The organism is Rhodococcoides fascians A25f, assembly GCF_000760935.2.
Classification (GTDB): Bacteria; Actinomycetota; Actinomycetes; order Mycobacteriales; family Mycobacteriaceae; genus Rhodococcoides.
On record NZ_CP049744.1, the window covers coordinates 2,611,531 to 2,636,279 of the forward strand.

Below are 24,749 nucleotides of genomic sequence, written 5' to 3' on the forward strand. Positions count from 1 at the left end.
GGCGATTCGCGGGCTTCCGGCCGCGATGGCAATGGGGGCAGCGTCGTTCGGTGGCTGGGGCTTGCTGCTTCCGGTCATACCCCTGGCAGTGTCGCAATCCGGGGCATCCGACGCGGTGGCAGCGGCCAGCACCGCGATCTTCATGACCACCACGGTGATCACGCAGCTGTTCGTGCCGCGGATGCTGATGCGCGTCGGCCACCGCGCGGTACTTGCCGCGGGGTGCTTGCTGCTGGGTGTTCCGTCTCTGCTGTTCATCGTGTCGGTCGATGCCGTACCGGCACTGGCCGTGTCGGCCCTGAGAGGAACAGGCTTCGGCATGCTGACGGTGGCCGGTGCTGCCATCGTCGCCGAGCTGGCCCCCACTGCTCTGCTCGGCCGTGCGACGGGCGCGCAGGGGATCGCCGTCGCGTTGGCTCAGATGATCACGCTGCCACTGGGTTTGGTGATCTTTGCGGCGAATCCGACGGCCGTGTTCGTGCTCGGCGCTCTCGTGCCTGCAGCAGGCTTGATCGGCGTGGCACTGTTACCGCCCACCAGACCCGCACCGCAGCCGCCCAGAATCGAACGGGTTCGCCTCGACGTACGGCAATTCCTCGTGCCGTGTCTCGTCGTGGCCTCGGTGTCCGCGGCGTACGGCGGAATCACCAGTCTGTTGCCGATCGCTGAATCGAACCGAGCCGCCATGATCGGTCTTGCCTTGGCCGTCGTCAGTGCCGCGATGCTCGTCGGCCGGTACACCGCAGGATCGGTTGCAGATCGAATCGGCATCGGACGCTCCGTCGTTCCCGCGCTGGTCTCGGCTGCAATCGGCATCGCGCTGTTCGCGATCGCAGCGCTGGGCAACATGCCCGCTGCACTGTTCTTCGTCGCCGCCGTTCTGTTCGGAATCGGGTACGGCGCATGCCAGAACGACAGTCTGGTGATGGCGTTCGACGCGGCCGGGCCCGCTCGCTACAGCAGCGCCAGCGCCGTGTGGAACATCAGCTTCGACGCGGGCACCGGTGCGGGTGCGCTCGCGTTGGGCGTTCTCGCCACGAGCGTGGGGTACACCGCGGGATTCACCGCGGCCGCAATCACGGTGGTCGTCGTTGCGGCGGTGGCGCTCATCGCCCGACCACGCCCCGATAGACTTCCTTCATGACTTCTGTGGTGTTGCTCGATTACGGCTCGGGCAATCTGCACTCGGCGAAGAGGGCGTTGGCCCGGGTCGGTGCCGACGTGACGGTGACCTCGGATTTCGACGAAGCCCTCGATGCAGAGGCATTGGTCGTTCCCGGTGTCGGCGCGTTCGCTGCGTGCATGGAGGGTCTGCTGGGGGTGCGCGGTGACCGCATCATCGGGCGTCGCCTGGCCGGCGGACGCCCGGTGTTGGGAATCTGCGTCGGAATGCAGATTCTGTTCGATCGTGGCGTCGAATTCGGTGTCGCGGCCAACGGATGTGGTGAATGGCCGGGAACGGTCGAGCGCCTGCAGGCCGACGTGTTGCCCCACATGGGCTGGAACACCGTCGAGGCACCGGAGAAAAGCGTGCTGTTCGACGGCATCGATCCCGAGACCCGCTTCTATTTCGTCCACTCCTACGCTGCGCAGCAGTGGGAGCTCGAACCCAGCGACACCATCGCCGCGCCGTTGCTCACGTGGGCCGATCACGGTGGCCGATTCCTCGCTGCCGTGGAGAACGGCGCACTCTCGGCCACTCAGTTCCACCCGGAGAAATCCGGTGACGCCGGTGCCGCGCTACTCGAGAACTGGGTTCGATCGGTGTGAGCGACCGCGAGTTCTCGCTGGGCAGGTTGGCCTTCCGGGCACTCGGTGCCGCCGTCGCGGTGCTGGCTCTCGTCACTGGCCTGATCGCCGTCCTGCAGCCGAGCGCCGGCATAGCGCTGTTCATTGCCTTGGCCGGTGTGGTCGGAGCGATCGCAGCAATGGGAGTGGTGTCCACGCGCATGACGCGCAGGGACCTCCGGTAGGACCACAGACGACCCGTTTTGAGTTCACGCCCGCTCGGCCCGTAGCATAACCGCACGTGAGCCTGGTCTTATTGCCTGCTGTCGATGTCGCAGGCGGCGAAGCTGTTCGTCTCGTTCAAGGAGAAGCCGGAAGCGAGACCAAGTACGGGTCGCCTCGTGATGCCGCCCTCGCGTGGCAGAACGACGGCGCGGAATGGGTCCATCTCGTGGATCTCGACGCTGCGTTCGGGCGGGGTTCCAACCGGGAGTTGCTCGCGTCGGTCGTCGGCGAACTCGACGTCGAGGTAGAGCTGTCGGGCGGCATTCGCGACGACGAGTCGCTGCGCGCGGCGCTGGCGACCGGTTGTGCGCGAGTCAATCTCGGTACCGCAGCCCTCGAGGATCCGCAGTGGTGCTCCCGTGCGATCGGAGAGTTCGGTGATCGCGTAGCGGTCGGCCTGGACGTGCTGATCGTCGACGGAGCTCCGCGACTACGCGGCCGCGGCTGGGTCAGCGACGGCGGCGATCTGTGGGAGGTGCTCGAGCGGCTCGAGCGCGATGGGTGTTCGCGCTACGTGGTCACCGACGTGACCAAGGACGGCACGTTGACGGGGCCCAACCTCGAACTGCTCGCCGACGTGTGTGCCAAGACCGACAAGCCGGTCATCGCGTCGGGCGGCGTGTCCACCATCGCAGATCTCGAAGCGATTGCCGGTCTGGTCGATCGCGGCGTGGAAGGTTCCATTGTCGGAAAGGCGTTGTACGCCGGACGTTTCACGCTGCCCGACGCCCTCGCCGCGGTGTCTCGGTAGCAACGAATGACCCTTCCCGAGGAACCGACTCGTCTGCTCGAGATCGCCGGTGGATTGCTCGACGGCGTCCACGATCGGTTCGTCGCGGGCGTCGGCGCACCGAGTGCAGTGCAGAAGGGACCCGACGATTTCGCCACCGCGGTGGATCTGGAACTCGAGCGTCGGCTCGGTGCGGAACTGTTCGATTCGACCGGAATTGCAGTTCACGGTGAAGAATTCGGCGGACCGGATCTGAGCTCCGGGCTCGTCTGGGTGCTCGACCCCATCGACGGCACGTTCAACTACTCGTCGGGGTTGCCTTCGGCAGGAACGTTGTTGGCGTTGCTCGACGACGGTGTGCCCGTCCTCGGCCTGACGTGGCTGCCGCTGGTGGACCAGCGTTTCGCTGCGGTGGCGGGCGGTCCGCTTCTGCTGAACGGTGTTGCGCTCCCGACGCTGCAGCCGAAGGTGTTGCGCGAGTCCATGATCGGCTTCGGTGCCTTCAACGTCGCCAGTCGTGGCTCGCTGCCCGGACGGTTCAGGTTCCGCATCCTCGAAGAACTGTCGATGCAGTCCTCTCGTCTGCGGATGCACGGTGCCACCGGAGTGGACCTGGCCTACACGGCCAGCGGTGTACTGGGCGGCGCTGTGGTCTTCGGCCACCGGGCCTGGGACAACGCTGCCGGTGCGTTGCTGGTGCGCGCCGCAGGCGGAATCGTCACCGACCTCGCGGGCGACCCCTGGACGGTCGATTCGACGTCGGTGCTCGCGGCCGGGCCAGGGGTGCACGAGGAGCTACTGAAGGTGATCACCGAACTCGGTGACCCCGCCGACTACCTGGAAGGACCTGCGCGATGAGCGTCGCGGTCAGAGTGATTCCGTGCCTCGACGTCGATGCCGGACGTGTCGTCAAGGGCGTCAACTTCGAAAACCTCCGCGACGCAGGTGATCCCGTCGAACTAGCGGCTGCCTACGACGCACAGGGAGCCGACGAGCTGACCTTTCTGGACGTCACCGCGTCCACCTCGGATCGAGGCACGATGCTGGACGTCGTCAGCCGTACAGCCGAGCAGGTGTTCATTCCGCTCACTGTCGGCGGGGGAGTACGCACCGTCGCAGACGTCGATCGTCTGTTGCGGGCCGGAGCGGACAAGGTCAGTGTCAATACCGCCGCGATCGCCCGACCCGAGTTGCTGCGCGAGCTCAGTGAGCGGTTCGGGTCTCAGTGCATCGTGCTCTCGGTCGACGCTCGTACCGTTCCTCAGGGGCAGCAGGACACCCCATCGGGCTGGGAGGTCACCACCCACGGCGGCAAACGTGGAACCGGCATCGACGCCGTCGAATGGGCGGTTCGTGGTGCGGAACTGGGCGTGGGAGAAATTCTGCTCAATTCGATGGATGCCGACGGCACGAAGGCCGGGTTCGATCTACCGATGATCGCGGCTGTCCGGGCTGCGGTGCACGTGCCGGTCATCGCCAGCGGGGGAGCGGGACGGGTGGAGCATTTCGCACCAGCAGTGCAGGCCGGGGCGGACGCCGTTCTCGCCGCCAGCGTCTTCCATTTCGGTGACCTCACCATCGGTCAGGTCAAAGATGCGATGCGCGTCGAGCGCATCGTCGTCCGATAGCAAAGAGGTTTTCCGATGACACTCGACTCGAGTCTGTCCGCGAGACTCAAGCGCAACGAGGCCGGACTGTTCAGTGCGGTCGTGCAGGAACGATCGACCGGGCAGGTGCTGATGGTCGCTTGGATGGACGACGAGGCACTCTCTCGAACCCTCGAAACCCGCAAGGGCACTTACTATTCCAGGTCCCGGCAGCAGTACTGGGTGAAGGGTGAGACGTCGGGGCACACGCAGTACGTGCACGAGGTCAGGCTCGACTGCGACGGTGACACCGTGCTTCTGGTCGTCGATCAGGTCGGTGCGGCATGTCACACCGGCACGCACACCTGCTTCGACGCCGACGTGCTGATGGGGCCCGAGAACTCTCAGGCGTGACCTGTGCCCGCAGCGATTCCCTTGTCCAACTGGGCCAACAGGGTTGCGCTCAAGGTCGAGAGCTGCTCGACCTCGGCATCCGAGAGCCCCTCGAACACCAGCGCCTGTACCGTGCCGACGTGCCCGGGAGCCGATTCCACGACCTTCGCCATACCCGAGTCTGTCAGCACCGCGTAGGAACCACGGCTGCCCGGGATGGACTCTCGGCGAACCCATCCGGCCTTCTCGAGCTTGGTCACCACATGTGAGAGCCGCGAGAGCGACGCATTTGCGAACTCTGCCAGATCCCGAAGTTGGATTCGCCGCTGTGGGCTCTCGCTGACGGTGGCGAGAACGAAGTAGTCGAAGTGGGTCAGCTGAGAATCGCGCTGCAGCTGCGCGTCCAGCGCGGCCGGAAGTCGAGTGACGAGGGCGACGAGCGACCGCCAGGCCTCCTGTTGACTCTCGGTGAGCCACTGGGGATCCACCGCATCACTCGGTGTCGCCTCCATCGGTGTCGCCGACATGTCCATCGCGGGGAACCTCTCGATCTCTGGGTCGTTCCTGCAGGCTCCACTCCTATCTCTGGGTCGTTCCTGCAGGCTTCACTCCTGCCCAGATAGTTGTGGTCTGCACATGATGCCTCGAGGGTCCCCCCACCCGAGGCACCACGTCGGACAGATGTTCTACGTGCGATGCGCGCGCAGGTATTCGAGCGCCTTGTCCGCATGAGCCTCGAACCGTACTTCGCTCGAGAAGGTCTCGAGTACCTTCCGGTCGGTGCCGATGACGAACGTCGCCCGCTTGACCGGAGAGAGCTTGGCGAGCAGACCGCGCTTGACGCCGAACGCGGTGGCGACGGCACCGTCTTCGTCGGACAGCAGGGGGTAGTCGAAAGACTTGGCCGCGGCGAATTCAGCCTGCTTGGCGACGGCATCGGCACTGATACCGACTCGGGTGGCTCCGATCTCGGCGAACTCCGAGGCCAGGTCCCGGAAATGGCAGGCTTCGGCCGTGCACCCGGGGGTGAAGGCAGCCGGGTAGAAGAACAGCACGATCGGACCGTTCGTCAGCAGTTCGGTCAGGGTTCGGATCTGTCCGGTCTGGTCCGGTAGGGAAAAGTCGGGAACGAGTTCGCCTGGTTTCATGCTCGGCAGGTTACCGCGAGCGCCGGCCTTGTCGCCGGAGCGGAGCCTGCGGAGTGACCCGTTGTGCCGAACCTGGGAGGATGGGGCAATGCGCGGCGAGACGACCACCGACCCCAGTCCCACCTCCGGTACCGAGAACTCGGACTCCACCACCTCCCGCGAGGTGTTCCGGCACCTCGCAGCCGAGCACCGAGTGGTTCCGGTGACACGAAAGGTGCTCGCCGACTCCGAGACTCCGTTGTCGGCGTACCGCAAGCTCGGTGCGGACCGGCCCGGTACCTTTCTGCTCGAGTCCGCGGAGAACGGCCGTTCGTGGTCGAGGTGGTCGTTCATCGGTGCAGGCGCTCCGGCGTCGCTGACGGTAATCGACGGCCAGGCGGCCTGGCGCGGCAACGTTCCGGCAGGGGTGCCCAGCGGGGGCGATCCACTCGAGGTCCTGGCCAGGACTCTGGAGCTGTTGCACTCGGAGCGGGTGCCAGGTCTGCCCCCGTTGACCGGCGGCATGGTCGGCTACCTGGGATACGACTCGGTACGGCGCATCGAGAAGCTACCCGAACATGCACAGGACGACCTCGGTGTGCCCGAGCTGGTCATGCTGCTCGCGACCGATCTGGCGGCCGTCGACCACCACGAGGGTGCGATCACTCTGATCGCGAACGCGGTCAACTGGGACGGAACCGACGACAACGTCGACGAGGCCTACGACGACGCCGTGCGCCGACTGGACCGCATGTGCGCCGACCTGTCCAAGCCGGCTGATTCCACCGTCTCCACCGTCTCCAAGCCTGCACCGCAGTTTCGTCGGCAGCGAACCTCCGAGGGATTCGGTGCCGACGTCGCCCGCCTGGTGGAGGAGATCGAAGCCGGCGAAGCGTTCCAGGTGGTTCTCTCGCAACGTTTCGAGATGGACACCGATGCGTCGCCGCTCGACGTGTACCGCATGCTGCGGGCCTCCAACCCCAGTCCGTACATGTACCTGATGCACGTTCCGGGAGACAACGACGAGACTGCGTTCTCGATCGTCGGATCGAGCCCCGAGGCCCTGGTGACCGTGGTCGACGGCCTCGCCACCACGCATCCGATCGCGGGCACGCGGTGGCGCGGTACCTCCGAGGAAGAGGACGTGCTGCTCGAGAAGGATCTACTCGCCGACGAGAAGGAGAACGCGGAGCACCTGATGCTCGTGGACCTCGGTCGTAACGATCTCGGGCGCGTCTGTGCCCCCGGCACGGTCCGGGTGAGCGACTACCGCCACATCGAGCGATACAGCCATGTCATGCATCTGGTCTCGACGGTGACGGGCCGTCTGGCCGAGGGCAAGCGTGCCCTCGACGCGGTCAAGGCCTGCTTCCCGGCGGGGACCTTGTCGGGCGCGCCGAAGGTGCGCGCCATGGAACTGATCGACGAGCTGGAACCGACGCGACGCGGTATCTACGGCGGCATCGTCGGCTACCTCGATTTCGCGGGTGACGCCGATACCGCCATCTCGATTCGGACCGCTCTGATCAAGGACGGGACCGCCTACGTTCAGGCCGGTGCGGGAGTCGTGGCGGATTCGGTCGCGCAATACGAGGACGACGAGGCACGAAACAAAGCCATGGCCGTACTGGGTGCAGTTGCGGCCGCAGAATCGCTCCGCGAGGTCGGTGGGCGATGACCGAGCGATCCGGTCGTCGCGCGTCGGCCGCTGTGCCGGTCGCGCTGCTGATCGTGGCTGCGGCATGCCTGTGGGGAGCGTCGCGAATGACGTGGGTTCGGGTGACGTCCTCCGACGGTCTCGGGGAAAGTCGAACGGACGACCTTCTCGGTGGCACCTGGGCCGCTGCCACCACACCGCTCGCGCTGGTGCTGCTGGCGGCGGTGGCCGCGTCGTTCGCGGTGCGCGGGTGGGCCTCTCGGGTGCTGGCTGTGTTGATCGCGGTGGTGGCCGTGTCGGCCGCTGTTCCGGCCGTTCGACTGCTCACCGCGGGAGCATCCGACTCGGAGTCGGCGGCCCTTGCCGAACTCCCCGCCAGGGCTCAGGTCTCGATGACGGAGGTGTCGATTCTCCCGGCGATCGTCACCCTGATCGGTGCGTTGTGCGCCCTTGTTGCGGCGGTGGTGTCGATTCGGAAAACAGCTGCCTCGCAGGTACTCTCGTCCAAGTACGACGCTCCGGCGGTGCGACGTGACGAGGTGGCTCGACGCGTTCGCAGTTCCTCGTCCGACAACGGCGTGCAGGACGAAGGCGAGGACCTCACCGAACGCATGATGTGGGACGCGCTCGACGCGGGCGAAGATCCTACCGACGAGTCCGGTACCCCGCGTTCGTCGTGATGAAACCGCCCTCTACGCTAGGTCCGACCCCGATGAGATTCCTCACATCGGAAGTCGACGCTCAGAAAGGACTGGGGGCACCATGACTGTTCTCGACTCGATTCTCGACGGTGTGCGGGCCGACGTGGCCGCGCGTGAATCGGTGGTCGATTTCGCCGCCGTCAAAGCAGCAGCGAAAGCAGCCCCGGCACCTCTCGACGCAGCGGCAGCCCTTCGTGAGGACGGGATCGGCGTCATCGCCGAGGTCAAGCGTGCCAGCCCGTCCAAGGGTGCGTTGGCAGACATCGGTGATCCAGCGGTTCTGGCCCGTGCATACGAGCAGGGCGGTGCCCGCATCATCAGCGTCCTCACCGAAGAGCGTCGCTTCCACGGATCTCTCGCAGACCTCGACGCGGTTCGTGCCGCAGTCTCGATTCCGGTGTTGCGCAAGGATTTCATCGTCGGTCCGTATCAGATCCACGAGGCTCGGGCCCACGGTGCCGATGTCATCCTGCTGATCGTCGCGGCACTCGAACAGGATGCGCTAGCGTCGTTGCTCGATCGCACGGAGTCGCTGGGCATGACGGCACTGGTCGAGGTGCACACCGAAGCCGAGGCGGATCGTGCTCTCGAGGCCGGTGCCCGCGTCATCGGCATCAACGCACGTAACCTCAAGACACTCGAAATCGACCGCGACAGCTTCGGCCGAATTGCGCCCGGTCTGCCCAGCGAGGTCATTCGTGTCGCAGAGTCCGGTGTACGAGGAACTGCCGACCTGCTGGCCTACGCCGGTGCCGGTGCCGACGCAGTGCTCGTCGGCGAGGGCTTGGTCACCGCAGGCGATCCTCGGACGGCCGTCTCGGACCTGGTGACGGCGGGAACGCATCCGTCGTGCCCCAAGCCTGCACGCTGACCCTGCAGAGTTGACTCGGGCACCCGACCCGAGCGCGGCGGCAGTCCGCCGTTGGGGCACACTGGACCGGTGAGCACCAGCAATTCTCCAGGCATCGCGGACGCCCCGCAGGTAGTCCGCTTCAAGGGCGCTGATCTGCCGCAGAGCAGCATCGGCCTCACCGATCGCAGCGCGCACGAGCCCGATGTGGGCGGGCATTTCGGCGTCTACGGCGGCAGGTTCGTACCCGAGGCACTGATGGGTGTGATCGAGGAAGTCACCGCCGAGTACGAGAAGGTGCGCAGCGACAACGAATTCCTCGGCGAACTCGATCGACTGCAGCGCGACTACACCGGTCGACCCTCGCCGGTCTTCGAGGCGACTCGGCTGTCCGCGCACGCAGGTGGCGCTCGCATCCTGCTCAAGCGAGAAGACCTGAACCACACAGGTTCTCACAAGATCAACAACGTTCTCGGACAGGTGCTGCTCGCGAAGCGAATGGGCAAGACTCGTGTCATTGCAGAGACCGGTGCCGGTCAACACGGCGTCGCGACCGCCACGGCCTGTGCCCTTATGGGGCTCGAATGCGTTGTGTACATGGGTGAGGTCGACACCGAACGCCAGGCACTCAACGTCGCTCGGATGCGCTTGCTCGGATCGAGCGTCGTGGCCGTGAAGTCGGGATCGCGCACCCTCAAGGACGCCATCAACGAGGCGCTACGCGATTGGGTCACCAACGCGGACAACACGTACTACTGCTTCGGCACCGTCGCCGGGCCGCACCCGTTCCCGGTCATGGTGCGCGACTTCCAGCGCATCATCGGCCTCGAGGCGCGGCAGCAGGTGCTCGCCTCCACGGGGAGGCTGCCCGACGCCATCGCCGCCTGCGTCGGCGGTGGGTCCAACGCGATCGGAATCTTCCATGCGTTCATCGACGACGCCGACGTTCGGCTGATCGGCCTCGAGGCGGCGGGCGACGGCGTCGAGACGGGCCGTCACGCTGCGACGATCAGCGGTGGAACTCCGGGAGCGTTGCACGGGGCGTACTCGTACCTGCTGCAGGACGAGGACGGCCAGACCGTCGAATCCCACTCGATCTCAGCAGGATTGGACTACCCGGGCGTCGGCCCCGAGCATTCCTACCTGCATGACATCGGGCGCGCAGAGTACCGGGGCATCACCGATACCGAGGCGATGAATGCGTTCAAGCTGCTGTGCCGTACCGAGGGCATCATTCCGGCCATCGAGTCCTCACATGCCATCGCAGGCGCACTGACCCTCGGCAAGGAGCTGGGCGAAGGTGCGATCATTCTGGTCAACCTGTCCGGACGCGGCGACAAGGACGTCGACACCGCGGCCGAGTGGTTCGGGCTGATCGACGGAGACGGCGACGCGAACGTGGACGAAGAAGTGGGTATCAAGCCATGAGCAACAACGACTCTCGCCTGTCGGGAACCTTCGCGCAGTGCCGCGCCGAAGGTCGCGCAGCACTCGTCGGATACCTCCCGGCGGGCTTTCCGACAGTGCCGCGCTCGGTCGAGGTGTTCAAGACCATGGTCGACGCCGGATGCGACATCGTCGAGGTCGGCATTCCGTATTCCGATCCGGTGATGGACGGACCCACGATTCAGGCCGCAGCCGACGTCGCGCTGCGAGCCGGTGCTCGGGTCAAGGACGTGTTCTCAGTGACCGAGCAGGTCTCTGCCGCGGGCGGAAAAGCAGTCGTCATGACCTACTGGAATCTGGTCCTCAAATACGGCATCGAGAACTTCGCCCGCGATCTCGCCGGTGCGGGCGGGCTCGGAATCATCACCCCCGATCTCATTCCGGACGAGGCGCAGGAATGGATCGAGGTTTCCGACAGGTACGGACTCGACCGCATTTTCCTCGTAGCTCCGTCGTCCACCGAGGAACGGCTCGTCAGCACCGTCGAGGCCAGCAGCGGTTTCGTCTATGCCGCCTCGACGATGGGCGTGACCGGTGCCCGCGACGCGGTGTCCTCGATGGCCCCCGAACTGTCGGCTCGCATCCGTAAGCACTCCGATATCCCCATCGGCGTCGGCCTCGGTGTTCGCTCTGGCGCTCAGGCCGCCGAGATCGCCCGCTACGCCGACGCAGTCATCGTCGGATCGGCCTTGGTCAGTGCCGTGGACAACGGACTCGACGCGGTGCGTGACCTGACGACGGAACTCGCCGAGGGTGTCCGTTCCGCTAACGTAGCGTCGTGACCTCGACCGAGATTCTGGCCTACATTCCCAGCCCTGCGCAGGGAGTGTGGCACGTCGGACCGCTTGCTCTGCGGGCCTACGCCCTGTTCATCATCATCGGCATCGTCGTATCGGTGGTGTGGGGCGATCGCCGTTGGGTCGCTCGAGGGGGAACCAAGGGCACCGTCCTCGACGTCGCAGTCTGGGCCGTTCCGTTCGGTTTGCTCGGTGGACGTCTCTACCACGTGGCAACAGACTGGAAGACGTACTTCGGTCCCGGCGGAAATCCGGTCGAAGCTCTGTACGTCTGGAACGGCGGTCTCGGAATCTGGGGAGCGGTGTTCCTCGGCGGAGTCGGTGCTTGGATTGCCTGCCGTCGACGAGGGATCCCCTTGCCTGCATTCGGTGACGCGGTGGGGCCCCCGATTCTGCTGGCCCAGGCGATCGGCCGCATCGGCAACTACTTCAACCAAGAGCTGTACGGTCGCGCAACCACGCAGCCGTGGGGTCTGGAAATCTACGAGCGAGTCGACTCGAACGGTCGACTGGACCCTCTGAACGGCGTATCGACCGGGTTCGTGGAGAAGGTCGTCCACCCGACGTTCCTCTACGAGTTGCTGTGGAGCCTCGCGATCGTCGCCCTGCTGGTGCTGATCGACCGGAAGTACACGATCGGTCACGGACGATTGTTCGCGTTGTACGTCGCCGGATACTGCGTCGGACGTTTCTGGGTGGAACTCATGCGTGACGATTTCGCGACGAAGATCGCGGGACTTCGCGTCAACACCTTCACATCCGCCATCGTCTTCGTCCTGGCGGTCGCCTACTTCGTGATCGCGACAAAGGGTCGCGAAGATCCAGCGACTCTGAAATCGAACGACGACGTGGACGGCGGTAGCGACGCCGCAGACGGCGATGCCTCCGGCGATGCGGACGAGACCGACGTGAACGACCGAACCGCCGATGCTCTGGACGTGCAGACGTCCGACAAGAAAGCCGAGGAAGAAGGCAGTACACGTGGTTGATTTCGACAAGACCCACGGCCCCGAATCCGGTTCCGGCACAGGCGATTCCAGTGACGGTGACGCCAAGCCGACCACGCCGTTCGGCACTCCGTTCGACTACGGTGCCACCGCCGAGGCGTCGCTCTCGGAGCCTCCGGCAACCTCGGAATCCGCACCGTCGCACGGTCCCACCGGGCCCACGGGGCCGGGCTGGGATACGTATTCGGGTATCGGAAACGGCCCAGGTTGGTCCAGCACACCGAGCTACCCGGCTCCGAGCCCGGACGGCAGTATCGACAATCCCGTGGGAGGATTCCCGCCGCCCCAGAACTACCCGGCCCAGAATTACCCGCCCCAGAACTACCCGCAGCCGGGGTACGGCCAGCAGCAGGGCTACCCGCAGCAGGGGTACGGCCAGCCGCAGGGCTACCCGCAGCCGGGGTACGGCCAGCAACCGAGCTACCCACAGCAGGGCTACCCGCAACAAGGGTTCGGTCAGTCGCAGGGTTTCGGTGCGCCCATGGGCTATGCGGGCGGACACCCGCTCGGCGTCGGCCCAGACGCTCCGTACGGTCGCGATCCGGTCACCGGCGAGCCGTTGTCGGACAAGTCCAAGATCGTCGGCGGCCTGCTGCAGATATTTCTCGGTTGGTTGGGTGTCGGTCGCTTCTACCTCGGCAGTACCGGGATCGGTGTCGCCCAGTTGCTCCTGTTCTTCTTCGGTGTTCTGCTCACCGCAGTGTTCGGCCTCGGGCTGATTCTGCTGTTCGGGCTTTTCGTCTGGCACGTCGTCGACGGCGTGCTCATTTTGGTGGGCAATGTAACGGACGCTCAGGGGCGAAAACTGAGAGACTGAGCCCTCGTTCGCACTGCACTCGAACAAGGGAGCCCGAAGTGAGTGACTCAGGTACATCGTCGTCCGACGGATCACCGGGCGACGCATCCGGTTCCACGGAACCGACGATCTCGTTCGAGAAGGGCACCCCTTCAGGCTCGGGTCCCGTCTACGGCGCACCCGATCCCAATTACACGACACCGAACTACGGCACCCCGGGCGGCGCTGATCAAGGTCAGCAGTTCGGACCTCCTCCCGGCGTCGGTTATCCACCGCCCGCCGATGGTTCGGGTCAGTACTTCGCGCCGCCGCCGCCGTACGCGGGTGGTCAGTACGGTGGGCCGCAGTACGCGGGTGGGCCTGGTTTCATGGACCCGATGGCTCCCTACGGTCGGCACCCGGTCACCGGCGAACCCTTCTCCGACAAGCAGAAGCTGACGGCAGGCCTGCTCAACATCCTCCTCGGCGCATTCGGAGCCGGTCGCTTCTATCTCAACCAGCCGGGTATTGCAGTGGCCCAGATTGCCGTCACGTGGCTCACCTGCGGTATCGGTGGCATCTGGCCGTTGATCGACGGGATCATGATGCTCACCGGCAGCGTGCGCGACGAGCACGGTCGACCGCTGCGCGACTGACGACCGTTTCGACGGCCACCGGCATTCGCGATTGCATCGTTGCGAATTCCAACTGCTACGATTTCGCCATCCGGGAGCAATCTCGGATTCTTTCGCGGGCCAGGGCTGTCCCGGTGAATTCCCGACAGGCGTTTCGATTTCGGCTTGTGAGACCGTTCCGGTCGACATGAGGCGAACCAGCCGGCGGGGTTGCCGAGACTCACGGCGCAGCGGTCGAGGTCGCTGCTTCGCCCTCACGCACCCACCGGCCTACGTGGAGGTGATCGTGGTGCTGTTTTCTCGGATGCCTGCGGAGCAGGGTCTGTACGACCCGAGCTTGGAGAAGGATTCCTGCGGCGTGGCGATGATCGCCGACATCGCGGGACGACGGTCTCATGCCATTGTGGCCGACGGCGTTCTGGCACTGGAGAATCTGGAACATCGTGGCGCTGCCGGGGCCGAGCCGAACAGCGGCGACGGCGCGGGCATTCTGATCCAGCTCCCGGTCGAACTTCTGGTCTCTCTCGCGCCGTTCGATCTACCTACGGCATCAGCCGACGGTGACAATACTTTTGCAGCCGGCGTGTGTTTTCTGCCGCAGGGAATCCGGGAGCGTGCGGTCGCCGTCGAACGTGTCGAATCCGTTGCGACCGAGGAAGGTCTGGAGATCCTGGGTTGGGTGCCGGTCGAGGTCGATCCCGATCGAGCCGACGTGGGAGTCACCGCTCTGGGCTGTATGCCGTACATGAGCTACCTCTTCGTCACCGCCCCCGAGGTCGACGGCGTGCGGCCGGCCGGTCTGGCGCTCGATCGGCTGGTGTACGCGCTACGTAAGCGTTCCGAACGGGTCACCCCCGAGATCGAGGCCGAGGGCTCCGGGTTGTTCTTTCCGTCGCTGTCCTCGCGCACCATCGTCTACAAGGGCATGCTCACCACGATGCAGTTGCCGCTCTACTTCCCGGAGTTGCGGAACCCGTTGTGCACGAGTGCTATTGCCATCGTTCACAGTCGATTCTCCACCAACACGTTTCCGTCGTGGCCGCTGGCGCACCCGCATCGCTACGTGGCCCACAACGGTGAGATCAACACCGTCAAGGGCAACCGAAACCGAATGCGGGCTCGGGAAGCGCTGCTCTCGAGCGACCTGATCCCCGGTGACCTCGAGCGGTTGTTCCCGATCTGCAATCCCGATGCGTCGGACTCGGTGTCCTTGGACGAGGTGCTCGAACTGCTGCACCTCGGTGGACGCAGTGTTCCGCATGTGGTGATGATGATGGTGCCGGAGCCGTGGGAGAACCACCGCACGATGGATCCGCGAGTGCGGGCGTTCTATCAGTTCCACTCGTCGATGATGGAGGCCTGGGACGGCCCGGCTTGTGTGACGTTCACCGACGGCAGCTACGTCGGGGCCGTGCTCGATCGCAACGGGCTTCGCCCCGGTCGCTGGTGGCAAACGGCCGACGGTCGCGTGATCCTCGCCAGCGAGGCCGGCGTGCTCGATGTGCCGCAATCCGAGGTCGTCGCCAAGGGCCGACTCGAGCCGGGCAAGATGTTCCTGATCGACACCGTCGCCGGACGACTGGTACCCGACGAGGAGATCAAGCTCCGACTGGCCACCGAACATCCGTATCAGGAGTGGCTGCATGCCGGACTGCTCGAGATCAAGAGCCTGCCCGAGCGCGCGCACATTCAGTACAACCACGACTCCGTGGTGCGCAGGCAGGTCGCGTTCGGTTACACCGAGGAAGACCTGCGCGTCGTACTGACGCCGATGGCCGCATCCGGGGGAGAGCCACTGGGGTCCATGGGCACCGACACCCCTGCGGCAGTCATGTCGCAGCGCTCGCGTCAGCTCTACGACTACTTCATCGAGCTGTTCGCCCAGGTCACCAACCCGCCGCTGGATTCGATCCGGGAGGAGATCGTGACCTCGCTCGCGCGGGTGATGGGTCCCGAGCAGAACCTGCTCGAGCCCACCGCGGCGTCGTGCAGGCAGATCGTGTTGCCGTGGCCGGTGCTCGACAACGACGAGTTGAACAAGATCATCCACATCAACGACGACGGCGACCACCCCGGATTGTCGGCGACGGTGTTGCGTGGCCTCTACGAGGTCGAGCGCGGCGGCGAAGGTCTCGCCGAGGCCATCGAGGAACTGCGTGCTCGGGCATCGGAAGCCATCGCTGCCGGGTACACGACGCTGATCATCTCCGATCGCGACTCGGACCACACCCGCGCTCCGATTCCGTCGTTGCTGGCCACCTCGGCCGTACACCACCATCTGGTGCGCACCAAGGAGCGCACCAAGATCGCACTCGTCGTGGAATCCGGCGATGCACGCGAAGTCCATCATCTCGCGCTGCTCATCGGATTCGGTGCCGCCGCGGTCAACCCGTATCTGGCGATGGAATCGATCGAGGATCTCGTCGGCGAGGGTGAGCTGACCGGCGTCGAACCGACGGTCGCAGTACGGAACTATCTGTACGGTCTCGGCAAGGGTGTGCTCAAGGTGATGTCCAAGATGGGCATCTCGACCGTCGGGTCCTACACCGGCGCACAGGTTTTCGAGGCGGTCGGTCTCGATCGCGAGGTGGTGCGCGAGTACTTCAAGGGCACGGTCAGCAAGCTCGGCGGCGTCGGTCTGGACGTGCTCGCCGAGGAGGTCAAGCTGCGCCACCGTCGGGCGTACCCCGAGAACCCCACCGACCGTGTTCACCGTCGGTTGGATATCGGCGGTGAGTACCAGTTCCGGCGGGAAGGTGAACTGCACCTGTTCACGCCCGAAACGGTGTTCCTGTTGCAGCATGCGACCCGCACCGGGCGCTACGACGTGTTCCAGAAGTACACCGACGAGGTGGACCGGCTCGCCCGTGAAGGCGGTGCCCTGCGTGGTTTGTTCGAGTTCAAAGATGGTGTGCGGCCACCGGTTCCGCTCGACGAAGTGGAGTCGGTCGAATCGATCGTGACGCGGTTCAACACCGGAGCGATGAGCTACGGATCCATTTCCGCCGAAGCGCACGAGACGATGGCCGTGGCGATGAACAACCTCGGCGGCCGGTCCAACTCGGGTGAGGGCGGTGAGGACGTCGATCGCCTCTACGACCCGAAGCGCCGCAGTGCCGTCAAGCAGGTGGCCAGTGGCCGCTTCGGGGTGACCAGCGACTACCTGGTCAACGCCACCGATATTCAGATCAAGATGGCGCAGGGAGCAAAGCCGGGCGAGGGCGGTCAGTTGCCCGGCTACAAGGTGTATCCGTGGGTCGCGAAGACGCGACATTCCACGCCGGGCGTCGGCTTGATCTCGCCGCCCCCGCACCACGACATCTATTCGATCGAGGATCTCGCGCAGCTGATCCACGACCTCAAGAACGCCAACGAGAATGCGCGCGTGCACGTCAAACTCGTCAGTTCCGTCGGCGTCGGCACGGTGGCGACCGGCGTCAGTAAGGCGCACGCCGACGTCGTCCTCATCTCGGGATACGACGGCGGAACCGGGGCGGCACCGTTGACCTCGCTCAAGCATGCCGGCGCTCCGTGGGAGATCGGCCTGGCCGACGCTCAGCAGACGCTGGTGCTCAACGGCCTGCGTGACCGCATCACCGTGCAGTGCGACGGTGGAATGCGCACCGGTCGCGACGTCATCGTCGCGGCACTTCTCGGTGCGGAGGAATTCGGATTCTCGACGGCTCCGCTGATCGTGGCGGGATGCATCATGATGCGTGTCTGCCACCTCGATACGTGCCCGGTCGGGGTCGCGACCCAGAACCCGGAGCTGCGCAAGCGGTTCACCGGGAAGCCGGAGTTTCTCGAGGACTTCTTCAAGTTCATCGCCGAGGACGTGCGAAAGTACCTCGCGCAGCTCGGCTTCCGCAGTATCGACGAGGCAGTGGGCCACGCCGACGTACTGGAGACAGCGGCAGGCGTCGCACACTGGAAGAGCAAGGGCCTGGATCTGGCTCCGATCTTCGCGATGCCCGTCGACCGGCACGGTGCCCCGATGTCGCAGCGTCGACGCCTTCGCGGGCAAGACCACGGTCTCGATCTCGCACTGGATCGGACGCTGATCCAGTTGGCGGAGGGAGCGCTGGAGGACGCGCATCCGGTGAAGCTGGAGCTGCCGGTACGTAACGTCAACCGCACTGTCGGAACGCTTCTGGGGTCCGAGGTCACCCGACGCTACGGCGCGGGTGGACTCCCGGACGACACCATTCGCGTTGCGTTCACCGGATCGGCAGGGCAGTCGCTCGGTGCCTTCCTGCCGCCGGGTATCACGATCGATCTGGTCGGTGACGCGAACGACTATGTCGGCAAGGGACTGTCGGGTGGTCGCATCGTGGTGCGCCCGGCCGACGATGCGCCCTTCGTCGCCGAGGACAACGTGATCGCCGGCAACACCATTCTGTACGGCGCAACCTCGGGCGAGGTGTACCTGCGGGGCAAGGCAGGGGAGCGCTTCGCGGTCCGCAACTCGGGTGCGGTCGCGGTGAACGAGGGCGTGGGTGACCACGCGTTCGAGTACATGACCGGTGGCCGGGTCGTCGTGCTGGGCCCGACCGGTCGCAACATGGCCGCGGGAATGTCCGGCGGTATCGCCTTCGTTCTCGGTCTCGATCCGGCCGACGTGAACATGGCCATGGTCGAACTGCAGGTCCCCAACCCGGACGATCTGGTGTGGCTGCGCGAGACCGTCGAGAATCACCAGCGCTGGACCGGGTCCACCGTCGCGACCTCGTTGCTGGCCGACTGGCCACGCCGGTCTGCGCTGTTCACCAAAGTCATGCCCGTCGACTACCAGCGGGTGCTGGAAGCGACTCGAATGGCGCGTGCCGAAGGGCGCGACGTCGATGCTGCGATCATGGAGGCTGCACGTGGCTGATCCACAGGGATTTCTGAAAGTCGTCAAGCGCGAGGCTGTCAAGCGTCCGATCGGCGAGCGCGTCAAGGACTGGAATGAGGTGTATTCGCACCAGCCCACGAGCGAACGGGCCGCGGAGGTCTCCGATCAGGCACGTCGTTGTATGGACTGCGGAATTCCGTTCTGCCACTCCGGAACTGCGGGTTGTCCGCTGGGCAATCTGATTCCCGAATGGAACGATCTGGTTCGTCGTGACCGGTGGGATGCAGCGAGCGACCGACTGCACGCGACCAACAACTTCCCGGAGTTCACCGGTCGGGTGTGCCCGGCACCGTGCGAATCGGCCTGTGTGCTTTCGATTTCCGAGGCGGCCACCGGCGGTAGCGTCACGATCAAGCGGGTCGAGCAGACCATCGCGGATCTGGCCTGGGAAGAGGGCAGCATCGTTCCGCAGCCGCCGACGATCACCACCGGGAAGCGAGTCGCCGTCGTGGGATCCGGTCCTGCGGGATTGGCTGCGGCACAACAGCTCACACGTGCCGGACACGACGTCACGGTGTACGAGCGGGATGACCGCCTGGGCGGGCTGCTCCGGTACGGCATCCCCGAGTTCAAGCTCGAGAAGTCGGTGCTGGATCAGCGCCTGATGCAGATGAGGGCCGAGGGAACGCATTTCGTGACCGACTGCGAGGTGGGGATCGACTTCACGGTCGAGCAGCTCCGCGAATCCTTCGATGCCGTCGTCCTGGCGGTCGGCGCTCTGCGGGCCCGAGACAACACCGAGGTGATCGGTCGCGAACTCGACGGTATCCACCTGGCGATGGAGCACCTGGTGCCGTCGAACAAGGAATGTGAGGGCGACGGTCCCACGTCGATCTCGGCCGCGGACAAGCATGTGGTGATCATCGGCGGCGGCGACACCGGGGCCGACTGTCTGGGTACGGCGCACCGCCAGGGTGCCGCGTCGGTCACCCAACTGGACTACAACCCCGCCCTGCCGGGTGCCCGTGACGACAGCCTGTCGCCCTGGCCGTCGTGGCCGTTGGTGCTGCGCACCTCGCCTGCGCACGCCGAGGGTGGCGTTGTGCGTCATCAGGTGGCCGTGCAGCGCTTCCTCGGTGACGAGCGCGGACACGTGCGTGCCATGGTGCTGGCCGAGGTGGAGGTGCAGCGTGACGCGGACGGTCGACGCGTCGTCACACCGATCGGTGAAGAGGTCGAACTGCCCTGTGATCTGGCGCTGTTCGCCATCGGTTTCGAGGGTGTCGAGCACGGTCCGTTGCTCGACGAGTACGGCCTCGCGCTCACCAAGCGTGGTGCGTTGTCGTGTGGTCCCGATTGGCAGACCACCGCGCCTGGGGTGTTCGTCTGCGGAGATGCGCATCGAGGTGCGTCGTTGGTCGTGTGGGCGATCGCAGAGGGACGATCGGCGGCTCATGGAGTCGACGCTTTCCTCACCGGGCACTCGGAATTGCCGTCTCCGGTACACCCCACGGCACTGCCTCTCGCGGTGGTGTGACGCTCGTCTCTGAATCGGTGCAGACCGTCCCAGCAGCGGCGTAGCGAGGCTACCCATCGGTAGTATCCGAGTGGGAACGTCTGCGATAGAGAACGTGGCGTCCAGCGGCTAGGCTCGCTTTCGTGAGCCGACGTACGAAGATTGTCTGCACCCTTGGACCCGCAACCGCAACCACAGAGCGAATCCGTGAACTCGTAGAGAGTGGAATGGATGTCGCACGACTGAACTTCAGCCATGGAGATCACCCCGATCACCAGGCCAACTACGAGAGGGTCCGCGCAGCGTCGGATGCCACCGGCAAAGCCGTGGGCATTCTGGCCGACCTGCAGGGACCGAAGATTCGTCTCGGCCGCTTCGCCGAGGGCTCGACCACCTGGGCCAGCGGTGAGCTGATCCGGATCACCGTCGAGGAGTGCGAAGGCACCCACGACCGGGTGTCGACCACCTACAAGGAACTGGCTCAGGATGCGAAGGAAGGCGACCGCCTCCTCGTGGACGACGGCAAGGTCGGCCTCGTGGTCACCGGAGTCGAAGGCAACGACGTGCTGTGTCGTGTCACCGAAGGTGGACCGGTCAGCAACAACAAGGGCGTCTCCCTGCCCGGCATGGACGTGTCCGTTCCGGCCATGAGCGAGAAGGACATCGCGGACCTCGAATTCGCACTCGCTCTGGGATGCGACTTCATCGCGCTCTCGTTCGTCCGTTCGCCCGCGGACGTCGAACTGGTCCATGCCGTCATGGATCGTGTCGGCCGCCGAGTTCCCGTCATCGCCAAGCTGGAGAAGCCCGAGGCTGTCGACAACCTCGAAGCCATCGTGCTCGCGTTCGACGCCATCATGGTTGCCCGCGGTGACCTCGGCGTCGAGTTGCCGCTCGAGCAGGTCCCGCTGGTGCAGAAGCGCGCCATTCAGATCGCTCGCGCCAACGCCAAGCCCGTCATCGTCGCGACTCAGATGCTCGAATCGATGATCGAGAATTCCCGTCCGACGCGCGCCGAGGCCTCCGACGTGGCCAACGCGGTGCTCGACGGCACCGATGCAGTGATGCTGTCCGGTGAGACCTCGGTCGGCAAGTACGTGATGGAGACGGTGCGGACCATGGCGCGCATCGTCGAGACGGTCGAGACCGAGGGCGACAGCGTTCCGCCGCTGACGCATGTGCCGCGCACCAAGCGTGGCGTGATCTCCTACGCCGCCCGCGACATCGGCGAGCGGCTGGATGCCAAAGCTCTCGTGGCCTTCACGCAGTCGGGTGACACCGTTCGACGGTTGGCCCGTCTGCACACCAAGCTTCCTCTGCTCGCCTTCACCTCGATCTCCGAGGTACGCAGCCAGCTGTCGTTGAGCTGGGGAACCGAGACGTTCCTGGTACCCGACGTGGGATCCACGGACGCGATGGTCAAAGAGGTCGACAAGGCGCTGCTCGAACTCGGTCGGTACAACAAGGGCGATCAGGTCGTGATCGTGGCCGGTGCCCCTCCCGGCACAGTAGGCTCGACCAACTTGATCCATGTGCACCGAATCGGAGAAGAGGACCGGTAAGTGGTCGAAGCGGGGGGAACCGGCGTCAGCGAAAGCGCGCCGAGCAGTACAGCGGTGAAGACCGATCTCGAGACGCTCCTCGATCTCCTCGCACTGGAGGAGATCGAGGAGGACGTGTTCGTCGGTGTTCACCCCGAGCAGGTGGGGAGCCGTACGTTCGGGGGACAACTGGTCGCACAGGGCCTGATCGCTGCGGGTCGCACCGTGTCCGGCACGTCGCGGGACGTACACGCGATCAACGCCCACTTCATCCGCGGTGGTGACGTCAAGAAGCCCATCGAATACCGGGTCTCGCGCCAGCGCGACGGCCGCGCCTTCGCCAACCGTCAGGTGACTGCTGTCCAGGACGGCAACGAGCTGTTCGTCATGCTCGCAGCGTTCCAAGATTTCGGAAAAGGCCTGGAACACAGCGTCGAAGTTCCCGAGGTTCCGTACCCCGACGCGCTGCCACCCCTGGGCGATCATTTCGTCGGGTACGAGGATCGACTTCAGATGTTCGTGGATGCTCTCAAGCCGATCGACATGCGCTACGCGAACGATCCGGCCTGGATCATGCACGGCACCGGTGAGAAGCTCAATCACAATCGAGTCTGGATGAAGGCCGACGGAGATCTGCCCGACGCCTCGATATTTCACGCCGCGACCATGGGCTACGCGTCGGACACCACCGTGCTCGATTCGATCATCACCACTCACGGCCTGTCGTGGGGACTCGATCGGATCGTCGCCGCCACGGTGAACCACTCCATCTGGTTCCACCGACCGTTCAGGTTCGACGAATGGGCCCTGTACGCCACCGAATCACCCGTCGCCGCCGGCTCGCGTGGCCTGGCCACCGGTCGTTTCTTCTCGATGGACGGCCAGTTGCTGGCAACGGTCGTGCAAGAAGGCCTCATTCGACATTTTCCGAAGCGGGTCCGCGACTGAACGCGCTCGCCCAGGCCCGAGTCTTGGCTGCAAGGTCCAGTGAGGCGTGCGCCGGACTGGTAGAGGGCAACCGGGTGAATTCGACGCGGGGGAGTGGCAGTCCCGTCGCCACGTGACGTCGGTAGCTCTCGGCCGCCTTGGCTCCGTTGAAGAACACCCTGTCGATATTCGGCTGCTGTGCGAACAGTGTCTCGAAATCGTTTGCAACGATGGATGATTCGACAATTGCCGAGTCGAGACTGCCCGCGCGCGTGCACAGCTTCAGTACATCCCAGACGGCAATTCCGTGGCCTCGGAGACGCTCGGTGCGTGCGTCGTACGCCAGTTCGGGTCCGGCACCGAACAACGTTCCCATGATCGGCCAGAACGCATTTCGTGGATGGGCGTAGTACTGCTGCGCCGCCAGCGATGCGACGCCGGGCATGGAGCCCAGCACCAGGGTGGTTGCGCCCGGGCCGACGATCGGCTCGAAACTGTGCACGACGTTCATGGCGCGATTGAAGCAAATCCCCGCGGGGGTGCGGGAGTGGGGACCACAATGGAGAGATGTTGGATCCACGTGTACTCGACAACAACGAACTCGAAGCCGAACTCGCCGCACTGCGCCGGGGGCGTGACGCAGCGATGGACGAGGGCGCACGCGACGTCTCGACCGCCGACACCGACCACCTCATCGCGCGGTTCGAGGAAGAAATTCGCAAGCGACACCAGGATTCGACGTCCGATCAGCCCAGTACCGATCTGCCCTGACCCAGAATCAGGACCGCGCATGCGGCGGTCGCGGCCGCGGTACGAATGTTGTTCCACAGCACCCACTTCGTCGTGAACTCTTCCCACGTCGCCGCTCCTGCCGCGGTGGTCGAGTCGGCTGCAGCCAACGCGTCGTTGAGGGGCACATTCAGTGTGACCGTGACCGCGAAGCACCCGATCACGTACAGCACTGCCCCAGCGATGATCAGTGCGGAGTGGCCGCGGTCGGTGAACGGAGTCGACACGGCTGCGATCACGCAGGACAGCGCCGTGCCCATGAACAGGATGAGAAACAGCGGATTGAGGATCGCCGTATTGGCACTCTGCATCGAGGAGATCGCGACCGGAACCGGAAGGGTCTTCAGTCCGGGCAGCACGCTGATCGAGAACGCCAGCAGCACTCCCGCCATCAATGCTGATCCGATTGCGCCCACAAGTGTTGATGCGGAAGCTATTCGGTCGATCATGACACGGCTGCCGGTGCCGGAATCGAGTCCGCGAATTCTTCGAAGGAGGTCTCGGTGCTGTTGTCGGGTGACCGGCGAACGTCTCGGGTCAGTTCTTCGGTGTTGAATGCCCTGGTCATGTCGACGTACAACTGTGCATACGATCGCGAGAATCCAATCGAGACGAGCAGGTCTGCCATGGCCTCGTACGGCAGGCGCTCGTAACGCGCCGCTGTGATTGCCAGTCGGTCACCCAGAATTGCCGTGGCCTCGGTGTAGCTGAGGTCTCGCTCGCCCAGCAGAACCTGGGTGCGTACGCCGTCCCACGGCGAATCGGTCAGTGCCCGTACGGCGGCGTCGGCGATGTCCGAGGTGGCGATCATCGGAATCGGAAGGTGCGGGTCCACCGAGTCCACGTGTGTACCACTGTCGGTCAGCTGTTGCGCCGCCGGAAGTAAGTTCTCGAAGAACGAGACCGGACGCAGCAGGTGCAGGCTCCGATCGGTCAATGTCCTGAGGCGTTCCTCCTGTTCGGCGAGGCAGCCGATGACGCCGGGTGCGTCGAGTCGATCGGCACCGAGGCTGCTCAGCGCCACGATCCTCTCCACCTCGGACACGCGGAGGGCATCGACGATCGAGGCACCCCACATTGCCTGCTCGGCGGAGAAGTCCTCGGCGTAGGGATTGCTCGGCAGCATCGCGAAGACGGCCTCGCTCCCGTCGAAGGATGCGGCCGGCGCGGGCGTCAGGTCCGCCTGGACGGTGTGCGCGCCACCGGCCGCCAGCGCGTCGAGGCGATCGGTGTTCCGGCCGATTGCGCGCACGTGCCTGCCCTCCTTCAGCAGTCTCTCGGCGACGCGATATCCGACCTGACCGGTCGCTCCCAGAATCGTGATCATGGTGTTCCTTCCGTTGAGTCCGTTGTCACTGCATCCACTCTGGACGTCCAGAGCTGGATGGACAATGACTTATCGGCTCGAAAAGATGTCCGATCGTC

Annotated in this window: 24 protein-coding genes and 1 pseudogene; 20 read left to right on the forward strand and 5 right to left on the reverse strand. The window is 65.1% G+C overall.

From position 1 onward, the window contains the following. Window positions 1-25: 25 nt before the first annotated feature. Genes BH93_RS12455 through hisI form a run of 7 tightly spaced genes read left to right on the forward strand, consistent with a single transcriptional unit; the run spans window position 26 to window position 4,743 of the window. Window positions 26-1,144, forward strand: a complete 1,119-nt coding sequence (locus tag BH93_RS12455; RefSeq protein ID WP_037177982.1) for an MFS transporter — start codon at window positions 26-28, stop codon at window positions 1,142-1,144. Continuing rightward, window positions 1,141-1,770, forward strand: coding sequence for an imidazole glycerol phosphate synthase subunit HisH (gene hisH, locus BH93_RS12460; RefSeq protein WP_037177559.1), 630 nt, complete (start codon window positions 1,141-1,143; stop codon window positions 1,768-1,770). Before BH93_RS12455 ends, hisH begins: the two co-directional genes overlap by 4 nt. Next, window positions 1,767-1,973: a hypothetical protein gene (locus tag BH93_RS12465; protein WP_037177562.1), complete on the forward strand. Its 207-nt coding sequence runs from the start codon at window positions 1,767-1,769 to the stop codon at window positions 1,971-1,973. Before hisH ends, BH93_RS12465 begins: the two co-directional genes overlap by 4 nt. Window positions 1,974-2,029: 56 nt before the next feature. After that, a complete protein-coding gene (gene priA, locus BH93_RS12470) occupies window positions 2,030-2,764 on the forward strand; it encodes a bifunctional 1-(5-phosphoribosyl)-5-((5-phosphoribosylamino)methylideneamino)imidazole-4-carboxamide isomerase/phosphoribosylanthranilate isomerase PriA (RefSeq protein WP_037177565.1) in 735 nt (244 codons plus the stop codon). A 6-nt stretch (window positions 2,765-2,770) separates the two neighbouring features. Then, window positions 2,771-3,601, forward strand: a complete 831-nt coding sequence (locus BH93_RS12475) for an inositol monophosphatase family protein (protein WP_037177567.1) — start codon at window positions 2,771-2,773, stop codon at window positions 3,599-3,601. Then, window positions 3,598-4,371: an imidazole glycerol phosphate synthase subunit HisF gene (hisF, locus tag BH93_RS12480; protein WP_032378996.1), complete on the forward strand. Its 774-nt coding sequence runs from the start codon at window positions 3,598-3,600 to the stop codon at window positions 4,369-4,371. The genes BH93_RS12475 and hisF overlap by 4 nt, the downstream gene beginning before the upstream one ends. Before the next feature lie 15 nt (window positions 4,372-4,386). Then, a complete protein-coding gene (hisI, locus tag BH93_RS12485) occupies window positions 4,387-4,743 on the forward strand; it encodes a phosphoribosyl-AMP cyclohydrolase (protein ID WP_032378995.1) in 357 nt (118 codons plus the stop codon). Here hisI and BH93_RS12490 read toward each other — a convergent pair. Together BH93_RS12490 and BH93_RS12495 are read right to left on the reverse strand one after the other, a co-directional pair. Next, window positions 4,734-5,255 carry a MarR family winged helix-turn-helix transcriptional regulator gene (locus BH93_RS12490; protein WP_230594647.1) on the reverse strand — a complete coding sequence of 174 codons (522 nt, stop codon included), beginning with the start codon at window positions 5,253-5,255 and terminating at the stop codon, window positions 4,734-4,736. The genes hisI and BH93_RS12490 overlap by 10 nt on opposite strands. Window positions 5,256-5,408: 153 nt before the next feature. Continuing rightward, window positions 5,409-5,870 carry a peroxiredoxin gene (locus tag BH93_RS12495; RefSeq protein WP_032378994.1) on the reverse strand — a complete coding sequence of 154 codons (462 nt, stop codon included), beginning with the start codon at window positions 5,868-5,870 and terminating at the stop codon, window positions 5,409-5,411. Between the two features lie 88 nt (window positions 5,871-5,958). On the opposite strand from BH93_RS12495, the gene BH93_RS12500 reads away from it, so the two are divergent. From BH93_RS12500 to BH93_RS12555, 12 genes and pseudogenes are all read left to right on the forward strand, one after another. After that, window positions 5,959-7,527, forward strand: a complete 1,569-nt coding sequence (locus BH93_RS12500) for an anthranilate synthase component I (RefSeq protein WP_037177570.1) — start codon at window positions 5,959-5,961, stop codon at window positions 7,525-7,527. Beyond that, window positions 7,524-8,186, forward strand: a complete 663-nt coding sequence (locus tag BH93_RS12505) for a TIGR02234 family membrane protein (RefSeq protein WP_032378992.1) — start codon at window positions 7,524-7,526, stop codon at window positions 8,184-8,186. The genes BH93_RS12500 and BH93_RS12505 overlap by 4 nt, the downstream gene beginning before the upstream one ends. Before the next feature lie 82 nt (window positions 8,187-8,268). Further along, window positions 8,269-9,078: an indole-3-glycerol phosphate synthase TrpC gene (gene trpC, locus BH93_RS12510; protein WP_032378991.1), complete on the forward strand. Its 810-nt coding sequence runs from the start codon at window positions 8,269-8,271 to the stop codon at window positions 9,076-9,078. Between the two features lie 69 nt (window positions 9,079-9,147). Continuing rightward, window positions 9,148-10,485 (forward strand): tryptophan synthase subunit beta, encoded by a 1,338-nt coding sequence (gene trpB / locus BH93_RS12515; RefSeq protein WP_371829185.1) that lies wholly within the window; start codon window positions 9,148-9,150, stop codon window positions 10,483-10,485. Continuing rightward, window positions 10,482-11,285: a tryptophan synthase subunit alpha gene (gene trpA / locus BH93_RS12520; RefSeq protein WP_037177573.1), complete on the forward strand. Its 804-nt coding sequence runs from the start codon at window positions 10,482-10,484 to the stop codon at window positions 11,283-11,285. Before trpB ends, trpA begins: the two co-directional genes overlap by 4 nt. After that, window positions 11,282-12,289, forward strand: a complete 1,008-nt coding sequence (gene lgt / locus BH93_RS12525) for a prolipoprotein diacylglyceryl transferase (protein ID WP_037177575.1) — start codon at window positions 11,282-11,284, stop codon at window positions 12,287-12,289. The genes trpA and lgt overlap by 4 nt, the downstream gene beginning before the upstream one ends. Continuing rightward, window positions 12,282-13,124, forward strand: coding sequence for a TM2 domain-containing protein (locus tag BH93_RS12530; RefSeq protein WP_037177576.1), 843 nt, complete (start codon window positions 12,282-12,284; stop codon window positions 13,122-13,124). Before lgt ends, BH93_RS12530 begins: the two co-directional genes overlap by 8 nt. Window positions 13,125-13,165: 41 nt before the next feature. Further along, window positions 13,166-13,738, forward strand: a pseudogene (locus tag BH93_RS28285) (TM2 domain-containing protein); the annotation flags it as partial. A gap of 268 nt (window positions 13,739-14,006) precedes the next feature. After that, the gene (gene gltB, locus BH93_RS12540; RefSeq protein WP_037177988.1) at window positions 14,007-18,590 is read left to right on the forward strand and encodes a glutamate synthase large subunit; all 4,584 of its coding nucleotides are present in this window, start codon (window positions 14,007-14,009) and stop codon (window positions 18,588-18,590) included. Beyond that, complete coding sequence (locus BH93_RS12545; protein ID WP_032403999.1) at window positions 18,583-20,088, forward strand: glutamate synthase subunit beta; 1,506 nt, start codon at window positions 18,583-18,585, stop codon at window positions 20,086-20,088. Before gltB ends, BH93_RS12545 begins: the two co-directional genes overlap by 8 nt. A gap of 122 nt (window positions 20,089-20,210) precedes the next feature. Next, complete coding sequence (gene pyk / locus BH93_RS12550; RefSeq protein ID WP_080730620.1) at window positions 20,211-21,629, forward strand: pyruvate kinase; 1,419 nt, start codon at window positions 20,211-20,213, stop codon at window positions 21,627-21,629. Next, the gene (locus BH93_RS12555) at window positions 21,630-22,556 is read left to right on the forward strand and encodes an acyl-CoA thioesterase (protein ID WP_052065892.1); all 927 of its coding nucleotides are present in this window, start codon (window positions 21,630-21,632) and stop codon (window positions 22,554-22,556) included. Here BH93_RS12555 and BH93_RS12560 read toward each other — a convergent pair. Continuing rightward, window positions 22,522-23,046: a DNA-deoxyinosine glycosylase gene (locus BH93_RS12560; RefSeq protein WP_037177578.1), complete on the reverse strand. Its 525-nt coding sequence runs from the start codon at window positions 23,044-23,046 to the stop codon at window positions 22,522-22,524. The two genes, BH93_RS12555 and BH93_RS12560, sit on opposite strands and share 35 nt — an antisense overlap. 56 nt (window positions 23,047-23,102) lie before the next feature. Here BH93_RS12560 and BH93_RS12565 point away from each other — a divergent pair, with 56 nt between their 5' ends. Further along, the gene (locus BH93_RS12565; RefSeq protein WP_032378984.1) at window positions 23,103-23,306 is read left to right on the forward strand and encodes a hypothetical protein; all 204 of its coding nucleotides are present in this window, start codon (window positions 23,103-23,105) and stop codon (window positions 23,304-23,306) included. Here BH93_RS12565 and BH93_RS12570 read toward each other — a convergent pair. Next, the gene (locus BH93_RS12570; protein ID WP_080739277.1) at window positions 23,282-23,773 is read right to left on the reverse strand and encodes an anthrone oxygenase family protein; all 492 of its coding nucleotides are present in this window, start codon (window positions 23,771-23,773) and stop codon (window positions 23,282-23,284) included. The two genes, BH93_RS12565 and BH93_RS12570, sit on opposite strands and share 25 nt — an antisense overlap. Beyond that, complete coding sequence (locus tag BH93_RS12575; RefSeq protein ID WP_037177581.1) at window positions 23,770-24,651, reverse strand: NAD(P)H-binding protein; 882 nt, start codon at window positions 24,649-24,651, stop codon at window positions 23,770-23,772. The genes BH93_RS12570 and BH93_RS12575 overlap by 4 nt, the downstream gene beginning before the upstream one ends. Window positions 24,652-24,749 lie beyond the last annotated feature (98 nt).